Genomic DNA, 12807 nt, shown 5'->3' with positions numbered 1-12807 from the left:
AGCGCCCTGTGCGAGGGATCAGACCTTCTCCAGCGCCGGTTCCTCCTCGGCGGGCGCGACGGCGTCGAACGGGTCGCCGCCGCCGAGCACCAGGTTCGCCCGTTCCCGGTCGAACTCCCTGGTCCAGACGGCGATCAGCACGGTCGCGACGGCGTTGCCGGCGAAGTTGGTCAGCGCCCGCGCCTCGGACATGAACCGGTCGATCCCGACGATCAGCCCGACCCCGTCGACCAACTCCGGCCGGTGCGTCTGCAACCCGCCGGCCAGCGTGGCGAGCCCGGCGCCGGTCACCCCGGCCGCGCCCTTCGACGCGATGATCATGAAGAGGAGCAGCGAGACCTGCTCCGCGATCGACAGCGGGTGGCCGGTCGCCTGGGCGATGAACAGCGACGCCATGGTCAGGTAGATCGCCGTGCCGTCCAGGTTGAACGAGTACCCGGTCGGCACCGCGATGCCGACCACCGGCTTGCTCACCCCGACGTGCTCCATCTTCGCGATCAGCCGGGGCAGCGCCGACTCGGACGACGAGGTGGACAGGATCAGCAGGAACTCCCGGCCCAGGTATCGGAACAGCCGCAGGATGTTGATCCGGGCGACCAGCCAGAGCAGCGGGCCGAGCACGCCGAACACGAAGAGCACACAGGTCAGATAGAAGCCGAGCATGATCTGGCCGAGACTGATCAGCGCGTCCACGCCGGCCGAGCCGACCACCGCGGCGATCGCACCGAACGCGCCGATCGGGGCCAGCCACATCAGCATGGCCAGCACCCGGAAGACCAGGCGCTGGAAGACGCCGATCGCGGTGAGCACCGGCTGGGCGCGGTCGCCCATCGACTGGAGCGCGAAGCCGATCAGCAGCGCGACCAGCAGCGTCTGCAACACCTGGCTGCCGGCCAGGGGCGAGATCAGCGTGGTCGGGATGATGCCGAGCAGGAAGTCGGCGGTGGTCTCGCTCGCGGTCTCGCCGACCTGCTTCTGCCCGGCGGCCGCGACCGTGGCGTCCAGGTGCAGGCCGGAGCCCGGGTGGATGAGGTTGCCGACGACCAGGCCGATGGCCAGCGCCACGGTCGACATGGTGAGGAAGTAGCCGAGGGTGAGGCCGCCGACCTTGCCGACCTTGGCGGCCTGCCGGACCGAGCCGACGCCGAGCACGATGGTGCAGAAGATGACCGGGCTGATCATCATCTTGATCAGGTTGACGAATCCGGTGCCGATCGGCTTCAGCTCGACCGCGGTGTCCGGGGCGAGCAGGCCGACCGCGATGCCGAGCAGGACCGCCACGATGACGGCCGGGTACAGATAGCGGGTGCGATCCTTCATGGCCGAGACTGTGGTCTAGGTCTCAGCGCTGATCACCATTACGGTCATTCTGTTCACGAGCCCGAAACGTGAGGACCGATGGCCCGACGCTGGAGTATCGCCCGGCAGTTGTTCGCCCTGCAGGTGCTGGTCGTGACCCTGCTGGTCGCGGTCTGCACCACCGGCGCGGTGTTGCTCGCCCGGCGGGACGCGCGCAACGCGGCGATCGGTCAGGTCACCGCGGTCGCCGAGACGATCGCCTGGTCCCCGGCGGTGGTCGCCGCGCTGCGCGCCGACGACCCGAGCCGGATCCTCCAGCCGTACGCCGAGGCCACCCGGCTGGCCACGCACACCGACTTCGTCGTGGTGATGGCCCCCGACCGGACCCGCTACACGCATCCGAACCAGAAGCTGATCGGCCTGCCGTTCGCCGGTTCGGTCGACGGCGCGCTGGCCGGGGGAGTGGTCGTCGAGGAGTACCGGGGCAGCCTGGGCGACTCGTGGCGGACCGTGGTGCCGATCCGCGCCGAGTCCGGGCTGATCGTCGGCCTGGTCGCGGTCGGGATCACCACCGCCACGATCAACCGTGGCCTGTTCGCCCAGCTGCCCGCGGTCGCGGTCGCCACCGGGGCCGCGCTGGCCCTGGCCGCGGCCGGGTCCTGGCTGCTCAGCCGCCGGCTGCGCCGGCAGACCCACGGGCTCGGCCCGGCCGAGATGACCCGGATGTACGAGTACTACGACGCCGTCCTGCACGCCGTCCGCGAGGGTCTGGTGGTGACCGGCCGCACCGGCGAGGTCGAGCTGATCAACGACGAGGCCAGGCGCCTGCTGGGCATCCAGGACGAGATCCCGGAGGAGGTGGCCGCGCTGATCGCGGAGCGACATCCGATGGTGGACGAGCCGATTCTCGCGGGTGACCGGATCCTGGTCGGCAGCCGCCGGTTCGCGGGCGACTCGCAGGGCACCGTCCTGACCCTGCGCGACCACACCGAGCTGCGGCAACTCACCGGCGAGCTGGACTCGGCGCACGGCCTGACCGAGGCGCTGCGTGCACAGGCGCACGAGGCCGCGAACCGTCTGCACACCGTGCTCACCCTGGTCGAACTCGGACAGCCGGAGGAGGCGGTCCGGCTCGGCACCGAGGAGCTCGCGCTCGCCCAGCAGCTCACCGACCGGGTGGTCGGCGCGGTCCGCGAACCGGCCCTGGCCGCCCTGCTGCTCGGCAAGTCCGCGCAGGCCGGCGAACGCGGCGTGGAGCTGACCGTCGACCCGGAGTCGCAGCTGGACGGCTCCCCGCTGCCCGGCCGCGACCTGCTGACCGTGGTCGGCAACCTGGTCGACAACGCGCTGGAGGCGGTGGCCGGCGCGCCGGCGCCGCGCCGGGTGCGGGTGCTGGTCCGCCAGGACGACGGGCAGGTGGTGGTCGAGGTCCGCGACACCGGGCCCGGCCTGACGCCGGACCAGGCCGCCGCCGCCTTCCGGCGCGGCTGGACCACCAAGCCGGGCCCGGGCCGGGGCGTCGGGTTGGCGCTGGTCCGGCAGGTCGCGGAGCGGCACGGCGGTGGTTACGGCATCGCGCCCGCTCCCGGCGGCGGCGCGGTCCTCACGGTACGGCTGCCGGTCCCGTCATGATCAGAGTGCTGGTGGTGGACGACGAGCCGCTGATCGCCGAGGCGCACCGGGCCTACACCGAGCGGGTGGACGGGTTCACCGTGGTGGGGGTGGCGCACTCGGCCCGGGAGGCGACGGGCGTGTTGCGTACCGAAGAGGTCGATCTGATCCTGCTGGATCTCCACCTCCCGGACCGGCACGGTCTCGACCTGGCGAGAGCCCTGCGCGCGGCCGGCGGCAACGCCGACGTGCTGGCCGTGACGTCCAGTCGCGACCTCGCCGTGGTCCGCCAGGCGGTCGCCCTGGGAGTGACCCACTACCTGCTGAAACCGTTCACCTTCGCGGCCTTCCGCGACAAGCTGGACCGCTACGCCCGATACCGCAGCCAGCTGCGCGAGTCCACCGAGGTGTCCGCCCAGCACGAGATCGATCGGGTTTTCGCGACCCTGCGCGGCAGTCCGCCGGACAGCCTCCCGAAGGGTCTGGACGCGGCCACCTTCGACCTGATCCTGTCCGCGCTGCGCGCCACCCCGGGCCTGTCCGCGGCCGAGGTGGCGGCCCGCACCGGCACGTCCCGGGTGACGGCCCGCCGCTACCTGGAACACCTGGCCGAGTCCGGCCGCGCGATCCGCAGCCCCCGTTACGGCGGCCCGGGCCGCCCCGAGGTCGAATACCGCCCGGCCTGATCAGCGGGTGTGTCGAGCGGCTCACCCCGGGTGGCTCAACTCGGCCGGGGTAGTGCCGATCTGAGGGGGTGTGACGGGTCTCCGGCGGCCCCCGGGGTGGCTCGCCTGGCTGGTGGGTGGCACGGCCGTGGCGGCCGGGTACGCCCTGCTGCCCTACGGCTGGCCCTCGGTCGTCCTGTCCTCGCTGCTCGCGGTCGGAGCCGTTGCCATCATGATGGCCGGCGCCCGCCGCCGCCGGCTGTCCGCCTGGTACGCCTTCGCCGGCGGCATCGCCTCCTGGGCGGCCGGCGACCTGGTCTACGCCGTCCCGCTGCTGTCCGGGCAGCCACCCCCGTTCCCCTCCTGGGCGGACGCGTTCTACCTGGGCGCCTACCCGATGCTGCTGGTCGCGCTCTTCCGGCTGACCCGGCGGCGCGGCCCGATCTGGTCCGGCAACCTGATCGACTCGGCGATCGTGGCGATCAGCGTCGGGATCGTGTACTGGACGTTCGTGATCGCGCCGATCCTGGTCGACCCGGCCGTGCCGCCGCTGGCCCGGGCGGTGACCGCCGGCTATCCGACCATGGGGGTGCTGCTCTGCGCCCTGCTGGTGCCGATGCTGCTGCGCCGCGGGCCGCGCACCCCGAGCATGTGGCTTCTCACCGCGGGCGGCGTGGTCACCCTGGCCTGCAACGTGGTCTACACGCTCCTGCCCGATTTCATGCTCACCGGCAGCACCTACGTCTCGGCCGGTTATCTGGTCGCCTACGTCTGCTGGGCCGCCGCGGCCGCCCACCCGGCCCCGGCCACCGCGCCCGCCGAGGAGGGCGACAGCCTGGGCTGGAGCCGCCTGCTCGCGCTGACCGCCTCGATGCTGCTGGTCCCGGCGATCCTGCTGGTGCAGGGCGAGCACGGCGGCGGGCAGATGAGCTGGCTCGCCGTCGGGATCGGCTCGATGGCGCTGTTCCTGCTGATCATCACCCGGATGTCCGGGTACATCGCCCGGGTGCACAGCCAGGCCCGCCGGCTGCACGACCTGGCCATGCTCGACGACCTGACCGGCCTGCCGAACAGGCGCGCCTTCGAGGAGGAGGCGGCCAAGCGGGTGGACGCGGGCCCCTGCCGGCTGATCATGCTCGACCTGGCCGGGTTCAAGCACGTCAACGACCGGCTCGGCCGGGCGACCGGGGACCAGGCGCTGGCCGCCGTGGCCACCCTGCTGCGCGCCTCGCTGCGGGAGAGCGACGCGGTGGCCCGGATGGGCGCCGACGAGTTCGCCGTGCTGGTCGGGGACGCCCGGGACGACGAGGGCGACGCCGTGGTGGCCCGGCTGGTCGACCTGCTGCGCCGCCCGGTCGTCTCCGGCGAGCACGAGCTGCTGCTCAACGCCCGGCTCGGGGTGGCCGACAGCGAGGACTGCGGCGCGGTCCCGGTGCCCGAGCTGGTCCGCCGTGCGGACACCGCCCGCTACGCCGCCCGGGCGGCCGGCAGCCAGCTGATGATCTACACGCCGGAGCTGGACGAGCGCGCCGACGCGGCCGCCCGGCTCGGCGCCGACCTGCGGCACAGCCTGGACGACGGCGACTTCCGGGTGGTCTACCAGCCGATCGTGGACCTGCGCACCACCCGGATCCGGGCGGTCGAGGCGCTGGTCCGCTGGCATCACCCGGTGCGCGGGTTCGTCAGCCCGGTCGACTTCATCCCGATCGCCGAGGACAACGGCCTGATCGTCGAGCTGGGCGAGTTCGTCATGCGGACCGCCTGCCACAAGTTCGCCGGCTGGCGGGCGCTGGGCCCGGACGCGCCCGACTACGTCAGCGTCAACGTCTCCGCCCGCCAGCTGAGCGAACCCGGCTTCCCCGCGGTGGTGGCCGGCATCCTCGACGAGTGCGGGCTGGCCCCCGCCGAGCTGCTGGTCGAGGTGACCGAGACCGCGCTGTTCGGCGGCGGCACCGCGGTGCACGCGGTGGAGACCCTGCACGCGGCCGGAGTGCGGATCGCGCTGGACGACTTCGGCACCGGGCACTCGTCGCTGGGCCTGCTGCGCACCGTACCGGTGGACGTCCTCAAGGTCGACAAGTCGTTCGTCGACGAGATCACCGCGGGCGGCGAGCGGGCGGTGATCGCGGATGCCCTGATCCGGGTCAGCAACGGCCTGCGGCTGCGCGCCGTCGCAGAGGGCGTCGAAACCGCCGAGCAGGCCGCCTACCTGCGCGAACTCGGCTACGAATACGCGCAGGGCTACTACTTCGGCAAACCCGTCCCGGATCCGGATTTCAGCCCGCTCACGACCGCCAAGATCTAAAACCCGATTCGCGTACGCCGATCAGCGCGCCGCCGTGCTCTCCCGCACCACCAGCTCCGTCGCCAGCTCGATCCGCGTCGACTCCAGTCGCTCCCCGTTGATCAACCGCAGCAGCGTCCGCGCCGCCGCCACCCCCATCTCGTGCAGCGGCTGCCGCACCGTGGTCAGCGGCGGCGCCATCCACCGCGCGAAGGCCAGGTCGTCGAAGCCGACCACGCTCACCTGCGCCGGGATGCTCCGCCCGCCCCGGCGCAGCGCCTCGTACACCCCGGTCGCCTGCTGATCGCTGCCCGCGACGATCGCCGTCGGCGGGTCGGCCAGCTCCAGCAGCGCGGCGGTCGCCCGCAACCCGTCCTCGTGCTGGAAGCCGGTGTACCGCACCAGCTGCCGGTCCGCCGGCATCCCGGCCGTCTCCAGCGCGGCCCGGTACCCGGCGATCCGGGCCCGGGTGCTCGGCAACGGCTCCGGCCCGCCGATCACGGCGATGCGCCGGTGGCCGAGTCCGATCAGGTGCTCGGTGGCCGCGTACCCGCCGGCGAAGTTCGTCGCGCCGATCGACGGCACCTCCGGCGGCGGCTGGCCGGCCCCGTCCACCACGACGAACGGCAGGCCGCGGCGCTCCAGGTCGGCGCGTTGCGCCTCGGTCAGCCCGGAGAGCACCAGGATCGCCCCCTCCGAGCCGCGGGCCAGCAGCGAGTCGACCCAGCGGCGGGTCAGCGACTGCCGGTTGTGCACCGAGGAGACCACCAGGCTCAGCCCGGCCTCCTCGATCACCTCCTCCACCCCGGACAGCAGGGACAGGCTCCAGGCGCTGTCCAGCCGGTCCATCACCAGGTCGATCAGGTCGGTGCGGCGTCCGGTCCGGCGCGCGGCCCGGGGGCGCCGGTAGCCGTGCTCGACGATCAGTTTCTCGATGGTCCGCCGGGTGGCCGGCGCGACGTCGGTATGCCCGTTGAGGACTTTCGAAACCGTGGAGACAGCCACGTTCGCCTCGCGGGCGATCTCGGTCAGCGTCGGCCGGCGCGTCGACACGATGATTCCCCCGTCGAACGGCTACGTCATGTGATCGGCACGGTACACCCCCGCCGATCGACCCCGAAATCTCTCCGAAAGGTTTCGACGGGCAGGGTCCGGGAGCGGCGTGAGCGTGCTCAGGTCGTACCGTAAGCGGGGTGTTCCCGGGCCGGACCACCGGTTCGCCGACCGCGGCCGGATGGGGCGCGGATTCGCATTTGACCGATTAAGCTCTCCCGCCATGGTCAGCGAAGACGTGGATGCCAAGCTCAGGGAACTCGCCGCGGACGACGGCTTTCCGCACCGGGAGGCCGCGCGGCGGGCGCTGCGGTTCCGGACCTCCGGAGACGTGGCCGACCTGGTCGCGGTCGCCGACGATCCGCACGCCTGCGCGACCACCGACATGCTGTTCGCGATGGCCGGGCACCGGAAGACCTGGCTCAACTGGGTGCCGATGCCGCAGGAGTCGGTCGTCAGCATCACCCGGGACATCGTCCGGGAACGGGCGGCCGGCAAGGACCTCGCGGTCACCGAGCTGGGCATCTCCGGCCCGGAGCCGGCCAGCGCGATCGCCGCGTTCCTGCGGGTGGCCGGGCCGGTGCCGGTGGGCATCGCCGACTTCGGGCAGCCGGACCCGCGGGTCCCGCTGCGGCCCGGGACGTACGCCGTCTGGCGTTACCGCGGCGGTGACGCGGAGCCGGCGGTCGCCCCGCCCTCGGCCGAGGCGGCCGAGCTGCTCCAGCGGGTCGCCGCCGAGCCGTGGCCGTCGCCGCTCGCCGGGTACGCGCAGGCCGAGCCGCTCGGCAAGCTGGGCCTGGACGACCTGCTGGGGCTGTTGGTGCACCCGCCGCAGGCGCCGGACATCCCGCGCTACCAGGTCCTGGCCAAGTCCGACCCGGTGTACTGGTACCGGCTGCTCCAGCCCTGGGTGTGCCTCGGCATCCTGCACCACGCGAAGGATCAGCCGTGGGCCACCTCGACCCGCCGCCAGGTGCTGGTCGACCTGGCCTTCGGGGTCGAGGACTGGGTCTCCGACGCGGCGCTGTTCGCCCTGGTCACCGCCGCCTACCGGGAGCCGGAGCTGCGCGCCGAGGTACGTGACCTGGTCCGCGACCGGCTGATCGCGGCGACCGAGGCGCCGCGGCCGGTGATGATCTGGTCGTCGCTGGCGCACCTGATGCTGGTCACGCCGGGCGCGGTCGAGGGGGAGAAGGCGCTGGCCCACGCCGTCCTGCGGCAGAGCGAGGACGACGAGGAAGAGGAGGCGGAAGCGGACGAGGCGCCGGAGCCGGTTCCGCCCCGGCCACGGCCCAGCGGCTGGCGACGGTTGTTCGGACGGCGCTGACGATCGCAGCCGGGGCGGAGACGTCCCGGCTTTTTCCGGTGCGCTAACTGGTCCAACCAGTTGACGGGTTGATGTGTTGCCGGGCACACTGCCGTCCATGGATTTCGATCCCGCACCCCGCCAGTCCGTCTCCGACCACGTGTTCGGGCAGCTGCGCGACGCCGTCCTGAGCGGTCGTTACCCGGCCGGCGACGCGCTGCCCAGCGAGCGTGAGCTGGCCGCGACGTTCGAGGTCAACCGGCACGCGATCCGCGAGGCGCTGCGCCGGTTGCAGCAGCTCGGCCTGGTCAAGGTCAGTCAGGGCGGCGCCACCCGGGTCCTCGACTGGCGGGCCACCGCCGGGCTCGACCTGGCGATGGCGCTGACCGCCGCCGAGGACGTGCTGCCGGTCGAGACGCTGGCCCGGGACGTGCTGGAGATGCGCGCCTGCATCGGCGCCGACGCCGCCCGGCTCTGCGCCCTGCGGGCCACCCCCGAGGCGAAACGACGGGTGAGCGACGCCGTGGAGGCCTACGCCGCCGCGGTTCCCGACCTGGCCGCGATGCGGCTCGCCGACCTCGCCCTGTGGCGGCGGATCATCGAGGGCTCCGGCAACATCGCGTACCTGCTGGCCTTCAACAGCCTGACCGCCGGGACGCTGGCGGTCGGACAGGTGCCGCCCCACCTGCGTACCGAAGAGATCCTGAACGTGGCCGCCCATCGCAAGCTCGCCGCCCTGATCGAGGCAGGCGGCGCTGCCGAGGCCGAGGAGGCCGCGCGCGGCCTCCTGCAAGCGAAGGAGACCGTCCGTTGATTCCCGCCGTGCTCTACGCCGTCCCCGCCTTCCTGCTGCTGATCGTCATGGAGGTGTTGTCCTACCGCTTCCTGCCCGACGACGAGGAGCGTGGTTACGAGGCCCGGGACACCGCGACCAGCCTGACCATGGGCGCCGGCAGCCAGGTGATCGGTTTCCCGTGGAAGCTGTTCACCGCCGTCGTCTACGCCGGTCTCTACGTCCTCAGCCCGATCAGACTGGACCCGCATCACTGGTGGGTCTGGGTGCTGCTGTTCTTCGCCGACGACCTCGCCTATTACTGGTTCCACCGGCTGCACCACGAGGTCCGGGTGCTCTGGGCCAGCCACGTGGTGCACCACTCCAGCCAGTTCTACAACCTGTCCACCGCGCTGCGGCAGAGCTGGACCCCGATGACGTCGCTGCCGTTCTGGCTGCCCCTGGCGCTGCTCGGCTTCCCACCGTGGATGATCTTCTTGCAGCAGTCGATCAGCCTGGCGTACCAGTTCTTCCTGCACACCGAGCGGATCGACCGCCTGCCCCGGCCGATCGAGTGGTTCTTCAACACCCCGTCCCACCACCGGGTGCACCACGGCTCCAACGACCCGTACCTGGACCGCAACTACGGCGGCATCCTGATCGTCTGGGACCGGATGTTCCGCAGCTTCGAGCCGGAGGGCGAGCGGGTCACGTACGGCCTGACCACGAACATCACCACGTACAACCCGCTCAAGGTGGCCACTCACGAGTACGCCGCGATCTGGCGTGACCTGCGCGCCGCCACCGGCTGGCGGGCCCGTCTCGGCTACGTGTTCGGCCGGCCCGGCTGGCAGCCCGCCGGATGAAACTCAAGCTCTTCCTGGCCGTCGCGATCCTCGAGGTGATCGCGGTGGCGGCCGGCTGGACCGCCGTCCAGTGGGTGACGAAGCCGCTGCTGGCACCGCTCCTGCTCTGGTACGTCCGGGAGCGGAGCTGGCTCAGCGCCGGCCTGGTCTTCGCCTTCCTCGGCGACGTAGCCCTGCTGATCGACGGCCGGTCGGCCTTCCTCGCCGGGATGGCCTTCTTCCTCGGCGCCCAGCTCTGCTTCCTCACCGCGTTCCTGCGCCGTGCCCGCCCGCGCATCCCGGCCTTCATCGTTTACGGCATCCTCTGGGCCACGGTGAACGCCCTGCTCGGGAGCCGGCTGGGCGCCCTGCGCATCCCGATCCTGATCTACAGCCTGGCCCTCGCCGCCATGGCCGCCGCGGCCGTCGGCGTCTCCCGCCGCACCGCCGCAGGCGGCGCCCTCTTCCTGCTCTCCGACCTCATGATCGGCGCCGGCGCCGCCGACCTGCACGTCCCGGCCTCCGGCGTCCTGATCATGACCACCTACGCCGCGGCGCTCTACCTGATCGTCACAGGCTTCACGATCAAAAAACCCGATTCGGCGTACGCCCACAGCACGTGACCCGCGGCCGCCCTCGTCAGCCGCGGGCCCGGATCCCGTCGAGCGCGAAGGTCAGCACCCGGTCCCGCTGCGCCTCGTCGACGAACGTGCCGGACACCAGGCCCGAGATCATCCGCAGCACGTCGTCGAAGCTCGCGTCCGCCCGCACGTCGCCGGCCGCCCGGGCCCGCTCCATCAGGGGCTCGCCGGCCGTGTACATGGTGACCCGGCAGGCCTTGAACAGCTCCGAATCCCGGTTCAGCGCGTCCATCACCGCGCGCTTGGTCACCACGTAGCCCACGAACCGGTCCAGCCAGGCCCGCAGCGCCTCCCACGGCGGCAGGTCGGCGACCGCCTCGGCGGCCGCGCTGAGCTGGTTGATCTCCTCGACGTAGACCGCCTCGAACAGGTCCCGCCGGGTGGGGAAATTCCGGTACAGCGTGCCGATGCCGACGCCCGCGCGCCGGGCGATCTCCTCCAGCGACGCGTCGGTGCTCTGCTCCGCGAAGATCTCCCGGGCGGCGGCGAGCAGCGCGTCGAAGTTACGCCGCGCGTCGGCCCGCTGGGGGCGGCGCACCGCGACCGGCACGTCAGACATGGTGACCCTCCTCACGTCACCCCCGGGCGAAACCCGCTTGCAAACCGGAGGCACCCCTCCGCTAATCTGGAGGCATGCCTCGACTTTACCAGGCGACCCCGCGAGTCACCTTCTCGGTGCTGGCCGCGGCCGCTGCCGCGTTCGCCCTCATGCAGTCCCTGGTCACCCCGGTCCTGCCGACGATCCAGCAGGACCTGCACACCACCACCGGCACGGTCACGTGGGTGCTGACCGCCTGGCTGCTCGCCGCCTCGGTGGCCACCCCACTGATGGGCCGGATCGCCGACACCATCGGCAAGGACCGCACCCTGCTGGTCGCGCTCGGCGCCATCGCCCTGGGCTGCCTGCTCGCCGCCGTCGCCCCGAGCGTGACGGTGCTGATCGTCGCCCGCGTCGTGCAGGGCCTCGGCGCCGCCGTCTTCCCGATCTCCTTCGGCATCATCCGCGACGTCTACCCGCCGCACCGGGTGTCCTCCGCGATCGGCATCCTCGCCGCCGTCATCGCCAGCGGCAGCGGTCTCGGCATCGTGCTGGCCGGCCCGATCGTCGGCTGGCTCGACTGGCGCTGGCTGTTCTGGATCCCGATGGTCGCCGTCACCCTGGTCGCCCTCGCCGCCTGGCGGGTCGTGCCACCGTCGCCGGCGGGCGTTCGCGGGCGGATCAACTGGCTCTCCGCCGTGCTGCTGGCCGGCTGGCTCGTCGCCCTGCTGCTCCCGTTGAGCAAGGGCGCCACCTGGGGCTGGGCGTCCGGGCGTACGCTGATCGCCTTCGCTCTTGCCGTGGTCTTCTTCGCCGGCTGGATGCTCAGCGAGCTGCGGTCGGCCGAGCCCCTGATCGACATGCGGATGATGCGCCTGCCCGCGGTCTGGACCACCAACCTGGTCTCGCTGCTCTTCGGCGCCGCGATGTTCGGCGTCTTCGCCTTCCTGCCGCAGCTCATGCAGGTCCCGGCCAGCACCGGTTACGGATTCGGCGCCACGGTGACCGGCGCCGGCCTGCTGATGCTCCCGATGATGGTGGCCATGGCCGTGTTCGGCTCCTTGAGCGGCCCGCTCACCCGCTGGGTCAGCAACAAGGCGCAGCTGCTCATCGGTGCCGGCCTGGGCACGCTCGCCGCGCTCAGCCTGGCGCTCGCCCACGACAGCAGGGTCCTGGTCGCGGTCGCCGGCGCGGTCTTCGGCATCGGCCTCGGCCTGCTCTACTCCTCGATGATCAACCTGATCGTGCAGAGCGTCCCGATGCACCAGACCGGGGTCGCCAGCGGCATGAACACCAACATCCGCACCATCGGCGCCTCGATCGGCACCGCCGTCGTCAGCTCCGTGGTCACCGGCCACCCCGGCGCGCACGGCCTGCCCGCCGAGTCCGGCTACACCGAGGCGTTCCTGCTGCTCGCGGGCGCCAGCGCGGCCGCGTTCCTGGTCGCGCTGCTGGTCCCGGCCCGCCGCGCCGCCGCCTCCACGCCGGAGACGACGCCGGCGGCGCTGCCCGAGCTCACCCCGGTCGAGGTCTGAGCTCATCCGGTCGCCGAGGCCGGGCCCCGGGTGGGGGCCCGGCCTCGGCTCATCGGTACAACTCCTGCTCGTCCGCCTCCTCCGGCACGCGTTCCACGTCGTCGTCCCGCAGCGCGGACTCGGTCTCCCCGGTGTCCGCATCGTCCACCGGCGGCAGCTGGCTGACATCCGCCGAACCAGGCCCATCCGTGGTCACGAACTCGGCGAAGCTCTCCGGCTCAAGATCACTCATGGTGGGGCACATACCCGTTTTTGCCC

At 72.3% G+C, this 12807-nt stretch carries 12 protein-coding genes; 8 read left to right on the top strand and 4 right to left on the bottom strand.

All coding sequences use genetic code 11. The annotated features are described in order from the left end of the window. Positions 1-18: 18 nt before the first annotated feature. Positions 19-1320 carry a cation:dicarboxylate symporter family transporter gene (locus Aiant_RS07945; protein WP_189332658.1) on the bottom strand — a complete coding sequence of 434 codons (1302 nt, stop codon included), beginning with the start codon at positions 1318-1320 and terminating at the stop codon, positions 19-21. Positions 1321-1398: 78 nt separating this feature from the next. On the opposite strand from Aiant_RS07945, the gene Aiant_RS07940 reads away from it, so the two are divergent. From Aiant_RS07940 to Aiant_RS07930, 3 genes are all read left to right on the top strand, one after another. Then, a complete protein-coding gene (locus Aiant_RS07940) occupies positions 1399-2931 on the top strand; it encodes a sensor histidine kinase (RefSeq protein WP_189332659.1) in 1533 nt (510 codons plus the stop codon). Continuing rightward, complete coding sequence (locus Aiant_RS07935; RefSeq protein WP_189332660.1) at positions 2928-3596, top strand: response regulator; 669 nt, start codon at positions 2928-2930, stop codon at positions 3594-3596. Before Aiant_RS07940 ends, Aiant_RS07935 begins: the two co-directional genes overlap by 4 nt. 70 nt (positions 3597-3666) lie before the next feature. Beyond that, positions 3667-5880, top strand: coding sequence for a putative bifunctional diguanylate cyclase/phosphodiesterase (locus tag Aiant_RS07930; RefSeq protein ID WP_189332661.1), 2214 nt, complete (start codon positions 3667-3669; stop codon positions 5878-5880). A gap of 21 nt (positions 5881-5901) precedes the next feature. On the opposite strand, the gene Aiant_RS07925 is transcribed toward Aiant_RS07930, so the two are convergent. Next, positions 5902-6912 (bottom strand): LacI family DNA-binding transcriptional regulator, encoded by a 1011-nt coding sequence (locus Aiant_RS07925; RefSeq protein ID WP_212846995.1) that lies wholly within the window; start codon positions 6910-6912, stop codon positions 5902-5904. Positions 6913-7135: 223 nt separating this feature from the next. Here Aiant_RS07925 and Aiant_RS07920 point away from each other — a divergent pair, with 223 nt between their 5' ends. From Aiant_RS07920 to Aiant_RS07905, 4 genes are all read left to right on the top strand, one after another. Further along, on the top strand, positions 7136-8239 hold the full coding sequence (locus Aiant_RS07920; RefSeq protein ID WP_189332662.1) for a hypothetical protein: 1104 nt from the start codon (positions 7136-7138) through the stop codon (positions 8237-8239). A gap of 97 nt (positions 8240-8336) precedes the next feature. Beyond that, positions 8337-9032, top strand: a complete 696-nt coding sequence (locus Aiant_RS07915) for a FadR/GntR family transcriptional regulator (protein WP_189332663.1) — start codon at positions 8337-8339, stop codon at positions 9030-9032. After that, positions 9029-9856 carry a sterol desaturase family protein gene (locus Aiant_RS07910; RefSeq protein ID WP_189332664.1) on the top strand — a complete coding sequence of 276 codons (828 nt, stop codon included), beginning with the start codon at positions 9029-9031 and terminating at the stop codon, positions 9854-9856. The genes Aiant_RS07915 and Aiant_RS07910 overlap by 4 nt, the downstream gene beginning before the upstream one ends. Continuing rightward, a complete protein-coding gene (locus tag Aiant_RS07905; protein ID WP_189332665.1) occupies positions 9853-10458 on the top strand; it encodes a lysoplasmalogenase in 606 nt (201 codons plus the stop codon). Before Aiant_RS07910 ends, Aiant_RS07905 begins: the two co-directional genes overlap by 4 nt. A gap of 16 nt (positions 10459-10474) precedes the next feature. Here the strand turns inward: Aiant_RS07905 and Aiant_RS07900 are convergent, their stop codons facing one another. Then, the gene (locus Aiant_RS07900) at positions 10475-11035 is read right to left on the bottom strand and encodes a TetR/AcrR family transcriptional regulator (RefSeq protein WP_189332666.1); all 561 of its coding nucleotides are present in this window, start codon (positions 11033-11035) and stop codon (positions 10475-10477) included. A gap of 74 nt (positions 11036-11109) precedes the next feature. Here Aiant_RS07900 and Aiant_RS07895 point away from each other — a divergent pair, with 74 nt between their 5' ends. Continuing rightward, positions 11110-12549, top strand: coding sequence for an MFS transporter (locus Aiant_RS07895; protein ID WP_189332667.1), 1440 nt, complete (start codon positions 11110-11112; stop codon positions 12547-12549). 49 nt (positions 12550-12598) lie between these two features. On the opposite strand, the gene Aiant_RS07890 is transcribed toward Aiant_RS07895, so the two are convergent. Beyond that, the gene (locus Aiant_RS07890) at positions 12599-12781 is read right to left on the bottom strand and encodes a hypothetical protein (RefSeq protein WP_189332668.1); all 183 of its coding nucleotides are present in this window, start codon (positions 12779-12781) and stop codon (positions 12599-12601) included. Positions 12782-12807: the final 26 nt, after the last annotated feature.

This window comes from Actinoplanes ianthinogenes, from assembly GCF_018324205.1.
Taxonomy (GTDB): Bacteria; Actinomycetota; Actinomycetes; order Mycobacteriales; family Micromonosporaceae; genus Actinoplanes; species Actinoplanes ianthinogenes.
Note: the sequence above shows the minus strand (reverse complement) of the source record. Positions and strands in the feature narration are given on the sequence as shown.

Bases quoted from the DNA above. Each gene is read 5' to 3' on its own strand.
- Aiant_RS07890 (WP_189332668.1), bottom strand. From the start codon at position 12,781: ATGAGTGATCTTGAGCCGGAGAGCTTCGCCGAGTTCGTGACCACGGAT.
- Aiant_RS07900 (WP_189332666.1), bottom strand. From the start codon at position 11,035: ATGTCTGACGTGCCGGTCGCGGTGCGCCGCCCCCAGCGGGCCGACGCG.
- Aiant_RS07895 (WP_189332667.1), top strand. From the start codon at position 11,110: ATGCCTCGACTTTACCAGGCGACCCCGCGAGTCACCTTCTCGGTGCTG.
- Aiant_RS07905 (WP_189332665.1), top strand. From the start codon at position 9,853: ATGAAACTCAAGCTCTTCCTGGCCGTCGCGATCCTCGAGGTGATCGCG.
- Aiant_RS07915 (WP_189332663.1), top strand. From the start codon at position 8,337: ATGGATTTCGATCCCGCACCCCGCCAGTCCGTCTCCGACCACGTGTTC.
- Aiant_RS07940 (WP_189332659.1), top strand. From the start codon at position 1,399: ATGGCCCGACGCTGGAGTATCGCCCGGCAGTTGTTCGCCCTGCAGGTG.
- Aiant_RS07945 (WP_189332658.1), bottom strand. From the start codon at position 1,320: ATGAAGGATCGCACCCGCTATCTGTACCCGGCCGTCATCGTGGCGGTC.
- Aiant_RS07920 (WP_189332662.1), top strand. From the start codon at position 7,136: ATGGTCAGCGAAGACGTGGATGCCAAGCTCAGGGAACTCGCCGCGGAC.
- Aiant_RS07935 (WP_189332660.1), top strand. From the start codon at position 2,928: ATGATCAGAGTGCTGGTGGTGGACGACGAGCCGCTGATCGCCGAGGCG.